Raw genomic sequence first — 16,713 nt, forward strand, 5'->3', positions numbered from 1 at the left:
TGCCGCCTCCGGTAACCCCCCGCTACAAACTCCCCGGGCATGATCCTCACTTCGCCGTATAATGGCCCACTTGTCATGTGTGAAAGTTTACCCATCCCCAGGTAACTGAGCCTACGCCCAAGAACACAGGTGCTGTACATGGATTTCAACCCGCTGGACCTTATCCTGCATCTCGATGCTTACCTCGATCTGCTGGTCACCAATTACGGTCCCTGGATCTACGCCATCCTGTTCACCGTGATCTTCTGCGAAACCGGCCTGGTGGTGATGCCGTTCCTGCCGGGCGATTCGCTGCTGTTCATCGCCGGCGCCGTGGCGGCCGGTGGCGGCATGGACCCGGTGCTGCTGGCGGGCCTGCTGATGGCCGCGGCAATCCTGGGTGACAGTACCAATTACGTGATTGGCCGAACGGCCGGCGAGCGGTTGTTCAACAACCCTAACTCGAAAATATTCCGCCGCGACTACCTGCAGCGCACCCACGAATTCTATGAGCGCCATGGCGGCAAGACCGTGACCCTGGCGCGCTTCCTGCCGATCTTGCGCACCTTCGCGCCGTTCGTCGCCGGCATCGCCCACATGCACTACCCGCGTTTCCTGGGCTTCAGCGTCGCCGGTTCGCTGCTGTGGGTAGGTGGCCTGGTGACCTTGGGTTACTTCTTCGGCAACGTGCCGTTCATCAAGCAGCATCTGTCGTTGATGGTGGTCGGCATCATCTTCCTGTCGCTGGTACCGATGGTGCTCGGCCTGCTGCGCGGTCGCCTGGGCCGTACAGCCAAGGCGCACTGACCAACGCCATGTGGTCTTTCAGCGCCTGGCGGCGCCAGCGTACCCTGGCGCGCTACCCGATCGCCCCCGAGCAATGGCAGGCCGTTCGCGAGCACTTGCCGTTACTCGACGGCATCAGTGCTGAAGAAGACCACTGGTTGCGCGAAGCCTGCATCCTGTTTCTGCACGAAAAGCACCTGACCACCCTGCCCGGTGTCGAGCCAAGCGACGAGCAGCGCCTGTTCCTGGCGGCCCAGGCCCAGTTGCCTTTGCTGCACCTGGGCGAGCTGAACTGGTACCAGGGCTTTCACGAGATCATTCTCTACCCCGACGACTTCAAAAGCCCCCAGCGCCACCGCGACGCCAGCGGCGTGGAGCACGTGTGGGACGGCGAGCACAGCGGCGAAGCCTGGCAACAGGGCCCGGTGATTCTGGCCTGGAACGGTGTGCTGGCCAGCGGTGGGTGGGAGGCCTACAACCTGGTCATCCATGAGCTGGCGCACAAGCTCGACATGCTCAACGGCGATGCCAACGGCCTGCCGCCGCTGCACAGCGGCATGCCGGTGGATGAATGGGCGAGTGCCATGCAACAGGCCTATGACGACCTCAATCGCCAGCTGGATCTCAACCCCGACGCCGAAACCGCCATCGACCCGTACGCGGCGGAAAACCCGGCGGAATTCTTTGCCGTCACCAGCGAATATTTCTTCAGCGCCCCCGACCTGCTGCAGCAGGCCTACCCACAGGTGTACCAGCAACTGTCGCTGTTCTACCGCCAGGACCCTTTGGCGCGTCTTGGCCGGTTGCAGGCCGAACACCCCGCTTACCGCGAAAGCCACGCCTGACGCGGCCGCACATCAGGGCAGGCGTGGCATGCCCTGGCGGAATGTGCCTATAATCGCCGCCACTTTTTGGTCAAACACGGGGGCACTGCCCAATGAGCTACAGCAAGATTCCGGCGGGCAAAGACCTGCCGAACGACATCTACGTCGCCATCGAGATCCCGGCCAACCACGCGCCGATCAAATACGAAATCGACAAGGACAGCGACACCCTGTTCGTCGACCGTTTCATGGCTACCCCGATGTTCTACCCAGCCAACTATGGCTTTATCCCGAACACCCTGGCCGACGACGGTGATCCGCTGGACGTGCTGGTCGTGACCCCGTACCCGGTTGCCCCAGGTTCGGTCATCCGCGCCCGCCCGGTCGGCATTCTGAACATGACCGACGACGGCGGCGGCGACGCCAAGGTCATCGCTGTTCCGCACGACAAGCTGTCCCAGCTGTATGTCGACGTCAAGGAATACACCGACCTGCCGGCCCTGCTGATCCAGCAGATCGAGCACTTCTTCGCGAACTACAAAGATCTCGAGAAGGGCAAGTGGGTCAAGATCGAAGGCTGGGATGGCGCCGACGCCGCCCGCGCCGCGATCACCAAATCGGTTGCTGCCTACAAGGGCTGATACCGATTGCTGAAAAACCCCGCCCAGGCGGGGTTTTTTTATGCGCTCACGATGGCCCGACCAGTAAAAAGTCCTACGCCGCCCTACTCCAACGCCCTACAACCAAGCACTTTTCGCACAAAGCGCATCAACACCCGGTTCATATCCGCACTGGCACACGGCCGCTACACTCGCGGCCATGAACACATCCGGTGACCGCCTCAAAGCCCTGCTTCACGAATGTGGCTTGACCCCTTCCGATTTCGCCGCCCAGCGCAGCGTCACACCCCAGCACGTCAACAACTGGTTCAAGCGCGGTGTTCCGTTGGCGCGTCTCGACGAAATGGCCGACCTGTTTTGTGTACACCGCCGCTGGCTGCGCAGTGGTGAAGGCCCCAAGCACCCCAACCCGATCTTGCGCAGCGGCCCACCTCCGCCCACCCACGACACCCCGCCCTCCCCGCTGTCGGCCCACGGCGGCCGGATGCTGCAAGTGCCCCTGCATGAATTGCATAACGGCCGGCTTGCCCCGGTTGCCAGCAAACACCTGCGCCTGCCCTGCAAGGCACTGAAGACCTTGGGCGTTGCTGCAGACCAGGCGATCTGCCTGGCCATGCCTGCCGCCAACATGGCCCCGCTGATCCCGCAGGAGGCTACCTTGGCTGTGGACCTGGGCATGACCAAGGTGATCGAGGGCGAAACCTACGCCCTGCTGCACAATGGCACGCTCAGGGTAAACAACCTCAGCCTCGGCCAGCATGGCACCCTGTACCTGCACAGCCACGACCGGCGCAACTACGCCGTCGAGCGCTACACCCGCGCCCAACGCCAGGCACAGGGCCTGGAGATTATCGGCTGGGTCTTCCACTGGTCGCATTTCCGCCGGCAGCGCCCCGGCTGAAACACACTGTGCCATTTTTTGCTGGGCATCCTGCGCGAGCCCTTGTATGCTACGCGGCACATTTAGCCCCGCCCGGCGCAAGCCGCGGTCCAGAGGGCTCGGCGACACCCCATACGGGCGTTTGCCATCTCTATCAGGTCCTTGTGACCACACAGTTAAGGCGGTTGCGGCTTACCATAAATTAGTCGGAAGCGTCCCCGAGAAGCCGGCCACAAGCCGGCTTTTTAATGCCTCAAAGACCCGCAAATCAACCCTGCGTGTTACTCCCCCATCCCCAGCCCATACTCTAGCCCATACCTTTGCGATAGCTGATGCCGCCAGCTCTTCAGCATCGTTTTGTGGCAAATGGCACTGTGATGCTACGATCTGCGCCAGCACGCTTAACCGGTCATGACTATCCAGTACTCAGGCACTGCCTCGGGTGCATGATTGAAATGAAGGATTATCCGGATACATAGGACATCGTATGCAGCCCAGCAAGACAACAGTCATTGGCCTCTTTAATTCTGACTTTCAGTACCAAATTCCCATCTTCCAGCGCGGGTATGTGTGGACGCTCGAGAAACAAGTTGGCCCACTCTGGACTGATATTCATGACCAGGCTGAGGCGGTACTGGCTCGAAAGGCAGCCTCAACTGTCAACCCTTCAAAAAACGTGAAGCCCGCCCCCAAGCATTTTTTGGGCTCTATCGTGATGACCCCGGTACCAAGCACGTTCGGGCGGGTAGGTGCGTTTGAGGTTATCGATGGCCAGCAACGCTCCACTACGTTGCAACTGCTACTGCTAGCACTGCGCCAGGCTTCGTCTAAGCTCGCCGATAGCCCGATCCCTAAGATGCTGGAGTATCTTGTAAGGAATCGAGGCTCATACTCGCGAGACGAGGACTATTACAAGGTATGGCCAACTCAAGCTGGTCAGGATGAGATACGACGGTTATATGACGCAGAACAAACCATCGAAGATCTCTGCGCTCGCTACCCTGCGAAAGACGGACGAAGAAAAATTGACCGTCCTTTGATGGTCCAGACCTTCCTGTACCTTTATCACGCCTGCTTGAGTTTCATGCGTGGGGTTGACTTAGATGATGAGATTGCGGGCGGCAATGGAAGCACGCATGGCAGCGCCCTCATCGGAAGCATCCGGCGTAGTAACGAGGTACCGATGGTACTCGATACGCTTCCACTGGACCCTGCGAGAGCTGAAGCTCTATACATGGCGTTGCAGGATCAGGTTCAGATAATGACTTTGACTCTGGAAGCCGACGACGATCCTCAGGTTATCTTCGAGACTTTGAACGCACGTGGGGAACCGCTTCTAGCATCAGATTTAATCCGAAACTTCGTTTTCCTCGAAGCCGCCCGGCAAGAGCAATCCGTTCAAGAGCTGTATGCGAAATATTGGAGTCCTTTCGACATCGCTGGCGACGGTAAATCGAATGGAGCGAATGCATACTGGAGAGAGAAAGAACGGCTAGGCCGCCTAGCCTCGCCCCGACTAGATCTATTCTTCTACAACTATACGATCCTCCGCAGCGAGGAGAGTGTTCTCACAAGCCACGTGTTCCAGTCTTTCAAGGGATGGTGGCAAAAAGGCCACCCACGAAGCCTTGCCGATGAACTCGGTCGGATTGTCAGTGCAAGTAGGCATTTCGAAGAGCTCGTCTCGCCATCGGGAACCGGGTATCTAGCAGAGTTCGCTCGGTTGATCAAATCCCTGGATGTCGGTACGGTTGGCCCGGTCTACCTCGCCCTTCGAGAGCGACTCGAGCCGGATAGCCCGCATCTGAAACACGCTTTGAGAGATCTAGCGTCATATCTGACTAGGCGTGCGATATGTGGACTTAGCAGCAAAAGCTATGGCCATTTTTTTCTGCGCGTAGTTCAGGCGATAACGGCTGGCACCCTCGAGCCCCATGAAGCTCTTCGACAAACTCTTCTCGCAACAACGAACTCGAGTGAAATCTGGCCGGATGATGAGAGATTCAGCGAATGCTGGCGCTCTTGCCAAGCATACCTGACTCTCCGGCCTGCAAAGACTTGCGGCATCTTGCGGGCTTTGGAGTACGCCGCTCGAGGACCTCAGCAAGCGAGCAATCATGTGCCTGAGCAGGGCGACCTGACCGTTGAGCATGTCATGCCTCAGAGCTGGAGAAACGTTTTTAGTTACCAAGTTGAGGATTCGATGCAGCACATTCGGGAGGCAGCGGTACACGGCTTTGGCAATCTGACTCTGTTGACCCAGCCACTTAATAGCATCGTCAGTAACGGGCCGTTTGTAGAGGTGGATGATGGTATTTCAAAACTACCGGGAAAACGTTCACAGCTAGGACAGAGTGCCCTCTTGATCAATACATATTTCCAGCAGCCTGCATGTGCAGTGTGGGATGAGGCGGCTATAGCTAGGCGTTCTCGAGCTATGCTGAAGGCCGCTGAGCTTGTGTGGCCACGGCCAGCCGAGGTAGAGGCCGCGCCTGATAAAGTCGCATCAGCTTTGGCAGGGTACTGAAGGTACGCCGTTCGACTTGAGCCCCGGGCTGAACGCAGGCAATTGGCCATACGTCCTCTCCTACCTATTTGATGTTTAACCAGGCACTAATCTCCTCATAGAAGGCTTTTGCCTCTTGTGTAAGTGATTGAAGAGAATAGTCAGGACGTTTTTTTTGCCTTCGCTCAGCTTCGAGCCTACTGGCGGTGACTGTGTACTCCTTTACGCAGTAGGCCGCCCACCAGTGAGCGCTCCGGGGCTTCTCTATATGCACAGCAAGGTTGGTATAACGCTGCCTGTAACCCAGCGCCAGCGCCCTCCTGAGAGCCTCTGAGACCTCTGCGACCCTAACATCCGGAATGCAGAACGCTCCGTGAATGTGGAGAGGATGATTCTCCGTGCTGCCGGTATGGTTGAATTCCAAGTTAAAGGCCAAGTCAGTCTCGATCCCCAGTTTTTTCAGGGTTCGCTTGATTATCTCTGCGAGGTGATTTGCTGGCCCTCGCTGCGCCGCCAGCGCCGCCTCAGCCGAGTTGTGATCAAGCCGGATCGTTACCGTTTTCGCATCAGGCTTGGTACACAGGAGATGGAGACGAAAATATTGCTTCATTGCCGGACTGACGAACTTAGCCCAGTCCGGTAGTTCTCCAGTTCCCTGGTAGCTTTGCATCAGCTTCAGTATGAAGGCATCCGTGCTCAGTAGTGCTTCTAGCTGATCTCTATCAAGGTCTATGTGTAATTCACCTATAGCTACAACACGTTCTGCATGGCTTAAGTGGAAATTTGCTACAACCCCAGCTCTAGCTGGCGTTGAGAGCGGGCGCCCACCCTGTTTCGAGCAGCCTATTTTTGCATTTACTCCAGCTCCGGCATGGCTCGCTTGACCTGAAATCTCATGCTGTGGACAAAGTGTGTCCGTGAGTGAACTCTGATTTTTGATGGGCATAACAGCCTCGGATACCCATATAGGATGGGGCCGGATTTTCATTTTTGGCATGCCCTGGATGGCGCCAGGGTGTTCGATACTTCTACTGATTTCTAAGGGTTTGACGATTGACCGGTCATCATCCTGGCAAGTTAGAGTCAAAGCCTTCACAAACGATGTCGTCCTGCTGCTCTAGCTGCGCCATACGTCTGCTATCCAGCCAGCGCAGTGTTTCTAGCTCGTCTTCAACACCTTCAAGGTTTCCGTCGCGTTCGGCCTCTTCCAGACGTTGCTGTGCTCGCATCTCTGTGACATCGCGGTCAGTCATGATGTGAACCTTCAGCTCCGGGAGCTCTTCAAAGTCGAGTGCCTGATTCAGCTTTTCTAGGGGGAGGGCTCGTCGCGTGACATCCTGCGTCAGCTTGAGTGTGGTGGATGCCGCTGCAAGGCCTCTGAAAGCAATAGGGTGAGCCGGATCAAGAATCTCAAGAGCGTTCGCTAGCTTAGTCCTGATCTGCTGGTTCAGCGCCAGCTCCTCAACCACCAGTGAAGCCGCTGTTTGTTGCACTGCGTCCAATGAGAATGCCGCTGTGAGCAGCTCCTCCCTGGCTTTCTCGATCAGCGCCTGAGTTCCGGCGCCAGCAACGGCATTGTGTTTTTTGAGCAGGCGTTGCGTTGTGCTGATACTGATACACAGGCGCTGTGCAATTGCTGAGACGGTCCATCCTGCCTCACGGAGTATCACTGCTTGGGCAGCTTGATCCGGTGTTGTCTGTTTACCAGCCACAATCACTCTCCTTGCTCGTTGACTGAAGCATTGCTGGCGCAAGCTCGCTTGACAGTCGCAATCGATATACCGAATTGAGTAGCTGTTTCCTGAATGGTTGCTGAGTTAGCTGTACGCCACGCGCTAACAGCGTGGTCGTCAATTTTTTTGGGGGCGCCGAGCTTTCGCCCAGTGGCGCGAGCGCGAGCAATACCGGCCAACTGCCTGGCCTTGATGTTGGATCTTTCCAGTTCTGCGAGAGAAGCGAGGACGCTGAGTATCACTGTCCCGTAATCATTGGAAAGGTCGAAGCCTTCTCGGACCGAAATGATCGCGACTCCCTTTCCCTTCAGTGCTTTCACGGTTTCGAGCACATCGATAGTGTCTCGGCCAAGCCGGTCGATTGCAAAGATGACCACCGTGTCGCCTTTACGAACAAACTTAAAAAGCTCTCCAAAACCCTCCCGCTGAAGGGCTTTGGTCGTGCCGCTGGTGGCCTCATCCACGTACCAATGTTCGATGTTGTGGAGCTGTTCGATTGCGTGTCGCTGAGCCTCTGTGCTCTGGTCATCAGTGCTGACCCTGAGGTATGCAATCGTCGACATGGCATGCTCATCCTATGGCTCAAAAATATAGCTCATAATGTAGCTTGTAGCTCAAAACAAATCAACAGTTATGAGCCACATGAAGCGCCAGCGTTTGCGTCGACGTAGAAGGTAATTTTTGATAGCTCAAAAGGTACACCCTTTGAGCCAGTAAATTTCATGACGATTTGTAAGCCGGTTCGCTCGAAGCACAATCCGTACGTCACAGCTTTCCCAACAGCGCTTGATCTGCCGTTCCTTGGTATATAGACAAATGGAGGTTTTCTTGTGTTGAGATCACCGCTACACCCTTCTCATTGAGCGCCTGGAAAACCTCAATCAACTCCGTGACGCTTGCACCTAAGCAGTCGAGCGACGAAACGACTATGACATCCCCCTTTTTTGCAAACCGGTGTAGCTCACCGAAGCCGGAACGCTCTAGAGTTGGGGTCGATCTGCTGGACGCCATATCGGCGAACCAATGACACACCTCGTGCGCCTGCTCAATCGCTCCAAGCTGAGGCTTGGCCTCTTGGCCATCAGCGCCAACAAGGAAATAGGCGAGCATGGTCATAGGCCTTCTCCTACTGCATTGGAGCGACAGGTAGCGTCACCGGAGATGCGATCTTCGACCCATTTTTCGATAGCAGTAGAGTCCCAGCCGACAGCCCTCGTGCCCAGACGAACGGATTTCGGAAATCGTCCTTGAGTCATGAGACTGTAAATGTGAGCGCGTTTGAAGCCGGTTAGAAGCTCGACATTTGGCAGTCTGAGTATGCGACGGCCTGAATAGCCGGAGGTGGCCGGGAGCGAATGATTTGAAGTAGTGTTTTGCATCGTGGATTTCCTTGGTGCGTTGTGGAGTGATGGAAACCATTCAATCCGCCAGCGCCAAGGAAGTCATTTCAATTGCAATTTTCTGTTTTGCATTTGCAATCGTTTTGATGAATTTTCCTTCGCTTCCTTCATGCTGGTCGAAGCATCAGCAAACATTTTTTCAAGGTTACTATCCCCTAAACCCCTGAGTGGAAGGGGCGAGTCTGGCCCATAACGACCATCAATCAAGCCGACGATTTTTTGGCTGTTGTACGAAGCGCCACATTTCTCTCTTAGCAGCTCCATGAGGGCTGAGATCGCAAGTAACTGCGATGGCTTGGGAGGGGCTGGGGCTGAAGGTGCAGAGGGGGCTGGGAGTGGAGCTGGAGTTACAGCTGTAGGTGTAGGCGTAGGCGTAGGCGTAGATGGGACTGGAACTGGAGTTGCAGGTGGAGCTGGGACTAGAGCTGGAGCTGGAGCTGGAGCTGGAGCTGGAGCTGCAACCGCACCGCTAATAACCTCTGCCAACTCCTTTAAATCAGTAGGCTTGAAAAGCGGGTGGCAGCGGTCCCGTGGGAGGGATGCAACCCACTCCGTATTGGGGTAGCTATCCGCCTCTGCGACCTGGAGTTGACAGACCTCGCCAGAGATGTGCAGCTTTACCTCGACCGTACCCGCTGCTTCAATGAATACTCGAGGATTAATGACTTGACCTTTGCCCACGCCGTAGACGGTGTGAAATCGTACATCCTGCTCATCCCTGAGCCCTTCAAAGCAAACGCCCTCCAGGTTATCGACGTTGAGGTATACGGCGCACTGTCCAGCATCGCACTGCGCTAGCAAATCGTTTTCGAACAGCTCGACGCCTGCCTCATCCTTCAACCAAAGTAGCGCTTGTTCCACGCTGAACCACTTCAAACCAATCAAAGCTGCCCGCATATTAGATTACCTCATCGAATGCCAATCTTTAGAGAAGCTTACGGTACTTACGCTGAAAGATTCGAGGCCAGTGCAAAATCCGCCCACTCTTGCATTAGTGGCCGACGCTTCTCGAGAAAGTCTGTCCGGGAATAGGCCCCCTCGGTTTGATCACGGTCATCATGTGCAAGCGCCATCTCACAGACCTCCCGAGAATGACCCGTATTTTCCGCAGCCCAATCCCGGAATGTTGATCGAAACCCGTGACGGGTAATCTCAGCATGCTTCATCCCATGCAGAAGTGTACGCACGGCATTCGCATGCATCACCCCGCTCTTTCCTCGCCCAGGAAATAGGAATGAGCACCCCTCAATGCGTGGGATTTTGGCTAACAGGTCTATGACCTGCTCGGAAAGTGGTATTGCAAACGCCTTCCGCGCCTTCATACGTTCAGCCGATAGCACCCAGATCTTGGAATCAAAATCGAACTCTTCCCAGCATGCGAACCGGGCCATGTGAGCCCGTGCGCCAGTCAAGATCAATAGCTGAGCAGCAAACGACGGGAGAGTGTCATCCTTTCTAAGATTCGCCATCAATGCAGGTAACTCAGACCACTTCATAGCCGCAAAATGCTGGCGCTGTCGGGCCGCTTTCTTCGCATCTCTGGAGAGGAGATGCTCCAAGTTCCCCCGCCAACGCGCTGGATTCTCACCCTCTCGCAAGCCTCGTGCTTTTGCAGCATCGAGCACCTGTTCGATTTGCCCCCGAACCTCGTCCGCTGTGCGAGTTTTCTCGCCCCATATGGGGTTCAAAATCTTTTGCACATGGTCAACGTCGACTGACTCAGCAGGGAGGTCACCGATCAATGGAAACGCATACTTCTCCATTTTTCGCACCCAACCCTTTCGCCACTTCTCAGAGTGCTTGCCGCTATGAGCTAGGTGGTACTCAAGGGCGAGGCTTTTGAACGAGTGACGCTTGGCTTCAGCTGCTAGTTCTAAAGCTCTCTGAGCTTCGCGGGCAGCTTCTCGCTCCGAAAGAGGATCTACACCCGCATTCAACATCCGGCGAGCCCCTAGGGCATCCGTACGAGCGTCAGACAGACCGATGTCTGGGTACGCGCCCAGCCCCATATCACGGGACTTCCCATTCCATTTGTAGCGAAAAATCCAGCTTCCTTTCCCATCCGCGCTGTACTTGAAATACAGGTTTCCTCCGTCACCGGCGTAGCCTCGTTTACCAGACTTCAGCAGCCCGGAAATTCCCTTCACTGTCAGCTTGACCATATACCTACCAAAATTACAGCCCATACTCAGGCCCATACCCGAAACGGTAGATGATGTTGGCGGGCGCTGGCAAGCAATAGACACCAGATAGCGTCATACCCAATATATATAGGCCTATCCCTCGATACCCTTAGACGAGCCCGGACTTTATTGGACGCAGGGAAAGCCGCCCACAAGCCGGCTTTTTAATGCCTGCAGAAAATGCAGGACGATGGCAAAACCCGCTGCGCCATCGCCCTCACCTTCCTTCAGAACCGCGCCACCATCCCCATCCGCACCGTGCGCCCCGGTGCCGGCATGAAGCTCTGCGCCAGCGGATCCAGGTAATAGCGATCGGTCAGGTTCTGCAGCGAAACATTCACCTCGGTGTTCTCCAGCAACTTGTACTTGAGGAACAGATCGAACAGTGCCACCGAGCGGTACTCGACCTGCGGCGTGGTGGCGCCGGACTGCCAGGGTTTGTCGAGGGTGCTGGTGGGGCCGGAGGTGTAGGTCACGCGCCCGCCCAGCGTCAACGCCTCGTCGAAGAAGCGCAGGCCGGTGGTCAGGTTGCCTGAGAAGCGCGGCGGGTTTTGGGTGTTGGTGTAGGAGCCCATGAAGCTGCCCGGGGTGCAGTTGGGCGTGTCCTGGGTCTTCTGGTAGGGGTTGGCCGTGGCGCGCAATTTGCTGGCAAACGCCGCGTCGCAGGTTTCGGTCTTGAGGTAGTAAGTGGCCGACAGGTCGGTGAACACGCGGCCGGCATCGTAGTGCGATTGCAGCTCAAGGCCACGGGTGCTGAAGCTGTCGGTGTTGCTGAAGGTCATCTGGCCCCACAAACCTGGGCTTGGGTCGTAGTAGCGGGTGATGTAATTCTTGATGTGGTTGTCGAAGAAGGCCAGTTTGATCGCCGCCGAGTCGTGCGCGGTAAAGAGGTTGTCGCGCAAGGCGCTGACGCCGATTTCCCAGCTCTGCGAGCGCTCGGGCTTGAGGCTTTTGCCGGGGGTGACTTGCTGGGTGCCCTGGCTGGTCTCGAACAGTGAAGGCAGGCGCAGGCCTTGGGTGTAGGTGACGTAGAAGAACGTGTCGGGTATCAGCTCGACATTGATGCCGAAAGCCGGCGCGAAGCCGCCGCCGCTACTGCTGCCCTGCGGGGTGTGGTCGTAGCCTGTGACCACGCTGCTGATGCCTTCTGGGTTGACCTCCACGCGGGTCGCACCGAAGTCGTTGAAGCGCACGCCGTTGAACGGCTCGTTGCTGTTGCCGAAGACGATGCCGTTGTTCAGGCGCGGGTCGGTGGCGTCGGTGTACTGGCCGTTCTGGTCGGGGAACCAGGTCATGCTGCCCCAGCCCTTGGGGCCGCTCGCCGAGATATAGCGCACCTCGCGATCCTCACGCCGGGCGCTGGCCAGCACGGTGTTGTCCTTGGTGCGGAAGTGGCTGTACCGGCCACCACCCCACAGGGTCAGTTGCTCGATCGGCTGGTACTCGAGCTTGCCGTTGAAGCTGAACGCCTGCCTGGATGCATCGCGCAGGGTGCGGTTGGCATCGATGTCGTGCTGGGTGATCAGCACATTCTTCTGCGGTTGCAGGTCTTCAAGCTGGAACGCGCCGCCCAGGTCCAGTGTGAAGTCGCCATGGGCGGTCTGGAATTTGGAGACGTTGTTCAGGTCGCCGCCGATACGGCGGTTGTCCTGGCGTGTCCAGCTGCGGTCCGTACGAAACAGCTGGGAAACCGGTGCAGTCCATGACGAACTCAACGTGCTGGTCTTGGCGTCGGTCATCCACAGGTTGCTGGTCAGGTCGACCCACGGGTTGCCGGCAGGCAGGTAGTGATAGCGCGCGGTGTAGGTATCGATCTTCACCTCGCCCAGGGGGAACTGGTAGATACCCGCAGTACCGTAGCGGTAGATGTCAGAAGGCATGATTTCGGCGCTGCGCCCATCGTAGCGGCGGTAGCCCAAGTCCAAGGTGTGATCGTCGGCGATGCGCCAGGTGGCCTTGAGCAGGTACGAGTCGGTTTTCGAGGAAGAGTTGAGCACTTCCTCGCCCGCGTTGTAGGTGCTCGCCACGCTGGGCTGTTCACTGCCGTACTGGTTATAGATGCGGTAGCGATCCTGGCCCTTCTTGCCGGAGAAATAGTTACCTTGATTGCGGTGCGCATATGCCGCCACCACGTCCAGGCGCTCGCTGGTGAAGGCAAACGCGGCACTGCCAGATTCAGCCTCGGAGCCGAACAGGCTGGCGCGGTTGTCGCGGGGTGGCGCGGTGAGGTTTTCATCCTTGGCGCTGGCGCTGCGATGAGCGGGGGCTACGCCGTTGTCCCAGAGGTCGCCCTTGAGGCGCACGCCGACCTGGTTGCCGTCGACCAGAATGTCCTGCACGCCGATGGTCTGCATTTCAACCGTGCCGCCAATCGCCCCAGACTTGGTCGACGGGCCTTTGTTCACGGTCAGGCTGCTGATCAGGTCGGGGTCGATGTAACTGCGTTGCTGGGTGCCGCCATAACCGCGATAGACGTCCAGGGCCTGCTCCGAACCATCGACCTTGACTGCCACCCGGCTCTGCCCCTGGATACCGCGGATGTTGACGTCCAGGGCACCGCCATTGCGCGTATCACCGACCTGCACGCCGGGCACGCCGTTGAGCAGATCGCCTGCGGAAACACGGCCGAAGCGGTCGATCTGTTCGCTGTTCAGGTGCACCGAAGAGCGTGGCGCCCTGTAGGTATCCGCCTCTGGCCCCTGGGCGGCGGCCTCGACCATCGTCGGCGATAACTCGGCCGCCGCATTCGGCGCAGCACGCTGGGCGATCAGCACGTAGCTCCCGGTCGAGCTCGGCACCAGTTGCAACCCGGCGTTGGCCAGCAACCGCTGGATACCCTCGCTGACTGTATACCGGCCCTTCAAGGCCGGAGCCGTACGCCCACGGGTCAACTCAGGGTCGTAGGACAGCAGTAGCCCGGACTGGCTGGTGAAGCTGCCCAGGGCTGCGCCCAGCGGGCCCGGGGCAATGTTGTAATCACGCGGTGTGGCATCGTCCAGGCGGGTGGCGGCGAGCGCAGCCGTGCCGGTGTTCTGTGCCAGGGCCAGGCTGCTGTTCAACAGGCCGGCGCCGCAGCAGCCGATCATCGTGCAACGCAGGGCAAACGTGATGGGCGCCAGGCAAAGTCGAGGGCGCGGAGCAGGTGAAGGACAACGTACTGGGAGCATGCTTATCTCGCTCGTAGGGTTTGCGCCCACCACTGGCTGCGGGCTGTTACCTCCTCTGTCGCACGAGATCGAAAAAAGGATATGGGGGCATGAGCACCGGCTGAATTTACCGATTCGGCCTTGTGATCTGAGCAATTCTAGTGATAATGGTTTTCATTTGCGACCGTCATGTACCGATTCAACCGACGATGAATGCGCCCTTTTCCCCGCCGAACAGTACCGAGCCGTGCAGCGTCGAGACGCTGTACATCGAGAATCACGCCTGGTTACGCAACTGGCTCGCCTACCGGCTGAGGTCGTGGGGGCGCGGCGTGGCCGATGATCTGGCGCACGATATCTTCTTGCGGGTGCTGACCAGCCGAGAGGGCGCGCGGGCCGAACCGATCCGCCAGCCACGCGCCTACCTGACCCGCATCGCCAATTGCGTACTGGTCAGTTGGCGCCGCCGGCAGTCGCTGGAACGCGCCTGGCTCGAAGCCCTGCTGCTGCTGCCAGAACCCGAGCACCCTTCGCCTGAGCTGCAAAGCGTGATCCTGGAAACCTTGCACGAGATCGATGCGCTGCTCGACACCTTGCGCCCACGGGTCAGGCAGGCGTTTCTGATGGCGACGCTGGACGGCATGAAGCAGAAGGACATCGCCGTAGCCCTGAACATCGCATTGCCGACCGTCAAGAAGTACATCCACGAGGCCTACCTCACCTGCCTGACGCAGATGCCCGATGAATAGCGGCACTACCACGCTTGACGCTGCCATCCCCCAGCAGGTGCTTGCCCAGGCGGCCTCCTGGCTGATGCTGATGCAGGAGGGGCCGTTGCTGCCGGCCCAACAGCGCGAGCTGGAGCGCTGGCGGCTTGCCAGTGCCGACCACGAGCGCGCGTGGAAACGGGCGCAGCACCTGCTCACGCGCCTGGGCAGCGTGCCGCCCACGCTGGCCAAGCAGACCTTGGACCGCCCGACGGGCAGGCGCGCCGTGCTGCGCGGGCTGCTCCTGCTGATGGGCGCCGCCCCCCTCAGTTGGTGGGCATGGCGCTCGCAGGCCGGCGACTACCGGACGTCGCTGGGCGAGCGCCAGCACGCACGGCTGGCCGACGGCACGCAGATCACCCTCAACAGCGACAGCGCGGTGGACGTGCTGTTCGATAGCGCGCAACGCTTGCTGCACCTGCGCCGGGGCGAGCTGTACATCGTTACCGCTGCCGACCCCCGCCCACTCCTGGCGCGAACCCAACAGGGCCAGTTGCTTGCCCTGGGCACGCGGTTCAGCGTGCGCCAACTGGCCGATGAAACCGTGGTCGCCGTTTATGAAGGTGCTGTGCAGGTACGCCCTGAGCGCGCCAGCGTGGCGCCAGGCGAGCACATCATCCAGGCCGGGCAACAAGTGCGCTTCAGCCGTGAGCACCTGGGCAGCATCGAGGCGGTGCGGGAAACCACCCTGGCTTGGCGTAACGGGCTGCTGGTGGCCGACGACATGCCGCTGCGCCAGTGGACGCAAGAACTGACGCGCTACACCGACCAGCACCTTGAATGCGACCCTGCCCTGGGCGAGCTGCGGGTGTCTGGCACGTTCCCGGTCGATGACTTGCCACTGGCCTTGGCCATGCTGGCGCAAACCTACAGGCTGCAGGTTCGCCAGACCGGCCGGCAGGTGTTTATCAGCCGTTGACCACCCTATACGACCGAGCGAGATTCCCCGATGAGCAAGATGCCCCTGTACCTGGCCATGGCGCTGGCCCTGGCTGCGCCCGCCGCTTTGGCGAAGCCGGAACGCGAGCAGAAGATGGACACTTCACTGCTGCAGCGCCAGGACCTGGCCTACCGCTTCAGCCAGCTGGACCTGGACTCGGCCGACGGCCAGCGCCATTACCGCCTGTGGGTCGGCAAACCGGACCGCCCAGCCCCCGCCGCAGGCTACCCGGTGCTGTGGATGCTCGACGGCAATGCCGCGCTGGGCGCGCTGGACAGCGCACAGCTGAGCAAGCTCGCCGCCGGCCAGGCGCCGTTGCTGGTGGCCGTGGGTTACCAGACCGATCAGCGTATCGACCGAGCTGGGCGGACCTATGACTACACCCCGTCGGTACCCGGGCAGGTGCAGCAGCGTGACCCGCTGACCGGCCAGCCCAGCGGCGGCGTGGATGCATTCTTCGACCTGCTGAGCCAGCGCATGCGGCCGAGGGTGGCCGCCGTGGCGCCGATCGACCTGCAGCGGCAAACATTGTGGGGGCATTCCTATGGTGGCCTGGCGGTGCTGCATGCGCTGTTTACCCGGCCGGCCGAGTTCAGTGACTATGCAGCGGCCAGCCCGTCGTTGTGGTGGCGTGATGGGGTGATTGTTGGCGAAGCCCAGGGGCTGCAACAGCGCTTGGGTGATCACCGCCCGAGGTTGCTGCTGATGCGTGGTGGCGACGAGCCTTCGAGCCCGCGTGCATCTATGAAAAGCGATGGGGAGCAGCCGGCGCAGGCGCTGGCAGCGGACCTGGCCGACGTGCAGGGTTTGCAGGTGCGGTTCGAACGGTTTGACGGATTGGGGCATGGGCCGATGTTGCCGGCCTCGCTGAAGAAATTGATCGACGAGATGTCTCGGTAAACTTGTTCCGGCCTCCTTCGCGGGGCAAGCCCTCGCCTAGAGGATCACC

At 58.9% G+C, this 16,713-nt stretch carries 16 protein-coding genes; 8 read left to right on the forward strand and 8 right to left on the reverse strand.

What is annotated here, in order from left to right; genetic code table 11:
- Positions 1–138: 138 nt before the first annotated feature.
- The 5 genes from PC358_RS25960 to PC358_RS25980 all read left to right on the forward strand — a co-directional run bounded on the left by PC358_RS25960 (position 139) and on the right by PC358_RS25980 (position 5,616).
- Positions 139–786 carry a DedA family protein gene (locus tag PC358_RS25960; protein ID WP_033703417.1) on the forward strand — a complete coding sequence of 216 codons (648 nt, stop codon included), beginning with the start codon at positions 139–141 and terminating at the stop codon, positions 784–786.
- Between the two features lie 8 nt (positions 787–794).
- Positions 795–1,610: a M90 family metallopeptidase gene (locus tag PC358_RS25965; protein ID WP_033703418.1), complete on the forward strand. Its 816-nt coding sequence runs from the start codon at positions 795–797 to the stop codon at positions 1,608–1,610.
- A gap of 92 nt (positions 1,611–1,702) precedes the next feature.
- Positions 1,703–2,230, forward strand: a complete 528-nt coding sequence (gene ppa, locus PC358_RS25970; RefSeq protein ID WP_016497835.1) for an inorganic diphosphatase — start codon at positions 1,703–1,705, stop codon at positions 2,228–2,230.
- 178 nt (positions 2,231–2,408) lie between these two features.
- Complete coding sequence (locus PC358_RS25975; protein WP_033703420.1) at positions 2,409–3,110, forward strand: LexA family transcriptional regulator; 702 nt, start codon at positions 2,409–2,411, stop codon at positions 3,108–3,110.
- 466 nt (positions 3,111–3,576) lie between these two features.
- Entirely contained in the window at positions 3,577–5,616 is a 2,040-nt protein-coding gene (locus PC358_RS25980) for a DUF262 domain-containing protein (RefSeq protein ID WP_033703421.1), read from the forward strand.
- Between the two features lie 64 nt (positions 5,617–5,680).
- On the opposite strand, the gene PC358_RS27620 is transcribed toward PC358_RS25980, so the two are convergent.
- From PC358_RS27620 to PC358_RS26015, 8 genes are all read right to left on the reverse strand, one after another.
- Positions 5,681–6,541: a hypothetical protein gene (locus PC358_RS27620; RefSeq protein WP_156056813.1), complete on the reverse strand. Its 861-nt coding sequence runs from the start codon at positions 6,539–6,541 to the stop codon at positions 5,681–5,683.
- A gap of 118 nt (positions 6,542–6,659) precedes the next feature.
- The gene (locus tag PC358_RS25990) at positions 6,660–7,307 is read right to left on the reverse strand and encodes a helix-turn-helix domain-containing protein (RefSeq protein ID WP_050506189.1); all 648 of its coding nucleotides are present in this window, start codon (positions 7,305–7,307) and stop codon (positions 6,660–6,662) included.
- Positions 7,308–7,309: 2 nt separating this feature from the next.
- A complete protein-coding gene (locus PC358_RS25995; RefSeq protein ID WP_033703422.1) occupies positions 7,310–7,891 on the reverse strand; it encodes a recombinase family protein in 582 nt (193 codons plus the stop codon).
- A gap of 202 nt (positions 7,892–8,093) precedes the next feature.
- On the reverse strand, positions 8,094–8,444 hold the full coding sequence (locus PC358_RS26000) for a recombinase family protein (RefSeq protein WP_050506190.1): 351 nt from the start codon (positions 8,442–8,444) through the stop codon (positions 8,094–8,096).
- On the reverse strand, positions 8,441–8,707 hold the full coding sequence (locus PC358_RS27515; protein WP_077068787.1) for an AlpA family transcriptional regulator: 267 nt from the start codon (positions 8,705–8,707) through the stop codon (positions 8,441–8,443). The genes PC358_RS26000 and PC358_RS27515 overlap by 4 nt, the downstream gene beginning before the upstream one ends.
- Before the next feature lie 63 nt (positions 8,708–8,770).
- The gene (locus PC358_RS27820) at positions 8,771–8,992 is read right to left on the reverse strand and encodes a hypothetical protein (protein ID WP_156056815.1); all 222 of its coding nucleotides are present in this window, start codon (positions 8,990–8,992) and stop codon (positions 8,771–8,773) included.
- Positions 8,993–9,672: 680 nt separating this feature from the next.
- Positions 9,673–10,890, reverse strand: coding sequence for a tyrosine-type recombinase/integrase (locus PC358_RS26010; RefSeq protein ID WP_033703424.1), 1,218 nt, complete (start codon positions 10,888–10,890; stop codon positions 9,673–9,675).
- Positions 10,891–11,138: 248 nt separating this feature from the next.
- Entirely contained in the window at positions 11,139–14,078 is a 2,940-nt protein-coding gene (locus tag PC358_RS26015; RefSeq protein ID WP_227696731.1) for a TonB-dependent receptor, read from the reverse strand.
- 188 nt (positions 14,079–14,266) lie between these two features.
- On the opposite strand from PC358_RS26015, the gene PC358_RS26020 reads away from it, so the two are divergent.
- Genes PC358_RS26020 through PC358_RS26030 form a run of 3 tightly spaced genes read left to right on the forward strand, consistent with a single transcriptional unit; the run spans position 14,267 to position 16,664 of the window.
- The gene (locus PC358_RS26020; protein ID WP_033703427.1) at positions 14,267–14,806 is read left to right on the forward strand and encodes a sigma-70 family RNA polymerase sigma factor; all 540 of its coding nucleotides are present in this window, start codon (positions 14,267–14,269) and stop codon (positions 14,804–14,806) included.
- A complete protein-coding gene (locus PC358_RS26025; protein ID WP_033703429.1) occupies positions 14,799–15,743 on the forward strand; it encodes a FecR domain-containing protein in 945 nt (314 codons plus the stop codon). The genes PC358_RS26020 and PC358_RS26025 overlap by 8 nt, the downstream gene beginning before the upstream one ends.
- 30 nt (positions 15,744–15,773) lie before the next feature.
- Positions 15,774–16,664, forward strand: a complete 891-nt coding sequence (locus PC358_RS26030) for an alpha/beta hydrolase (RefSeq protein ID WP_033703430.1) — start codon at positions 15,774–15,776, stop codon at positions 16,662–16,664.
- Positions 16,665–16,713: the final 49 nt, after the last annotated feature.

Origin of the sequence: Pseudomonas capeferrum, from assembly GCF_000731675.1 — a bacterium.
GTDB lineage: Bacteria > Pseudomonadota > Gammaproteobacteria > Pseudomonadales > Pseudomonadaceae > Aquipseudomonas > Aquipseudomonas capeferrum.

Coding starts and splice junctions, on each gene's coding strand:
- PC358_RS25960 (WP_033703417.1), top strand. CDS start 139: ATGGATTTCAACCCGCTGGACCTTATCCTGCATCTCGATGCTTACCTC.
- PC358_RS25965 (WP_033703418.1), top strand. CDS start 795: ATGTGGTCTTTCAGCGCCTGGCGGCGCCAGCGTACCCTGGCGCGCTAC.
- ppa (WP_016497835.1), top strand. CDS start 1,703: ATGAGCTACAGCAAGATTCCGGCGGGCAAAGACCTGCCGAACGACATC.
- PC358_RS25975 (WP_033703420.1), top strand. CDS start 2,409: ATGAACACATCCGGTGACCGCCTCAAAGCCCTGCTTCACGAATGTGGC.
- PC358_RS25980 (WP_033703421.1), top strand. CDS start 3,577: ATGCAGCCCAGCAAGACAACAGTCATTGGCCTCTTTAATTCTGACTTT.
- PC358_RS27620 (WP_156056813.1), bottom strand. CDS start 6,541: ATGCCCATCAAAAATCAGAGTTCACTCACGGACACACTTTGTCCACAG.
- PC358_RS25995 (WP_033703422.1), bottom strand. CDS start 7,891: ATGTCGACGATTGCATACCTCAGGGTCAGCACTGATGACCAGAGCACA.
- PC358_RS26000 (WP_050506190.1), bottom strand. CDS start 8,444: ATGACCATGCTCGCCTATTTCCTTGTTGGCGCTGATGGCCAAGAGGCC.
- PC358_RS27515 (WP_077068787.1), bottom strand. CDS start 8,707: ATGCAAAACACTACTTCAAATCATTCGCTCCCGGCCACCTCCGGCTAT.
- PC358_RS27820 (WP_156056815.1), bottom strand. CDS start 8,992: ATGGAGCTGCTAAGAGAGAAATGTGGCGCTTCGTACAACAGCCAAAAA.
- PC358_RS26010 (WP_033703424.1), bottom strand. CDS start 10,890: ATGGTCAAGCTGACAGTGAAGGGAATTTCCGGGCTGCTGAAGTCTGGT.
- PC358_RS26015 (WP_227696731.1), bottom strand. CDS start 14,078: ATGCTCCCAGTACGTTGTCCTTCACCTGCTCCGCGCCCTCGACTTTGC.
- PC358_RS26020 (WP_033703427.1), top strand. CDS start 14,267: ATGAATGCGCCCTTTTCCCCGCCGAACAGTACCGAGCCGTGCAGCGTC.
- PC358_RS26025 (WP_033703429.1), top strand. CDS start 14,799: ATGAATAGCGGCACTACCACGCTTGACGCTGCCATCCCCCAGCAGGTG.
- PC358_RS26030 (WP_033703430.1), top strand. CDS start 15,774: ATGAGCAAGATGCCCCTGTACCTGGCCATGGCGCTGGCCCTGGCTGCG.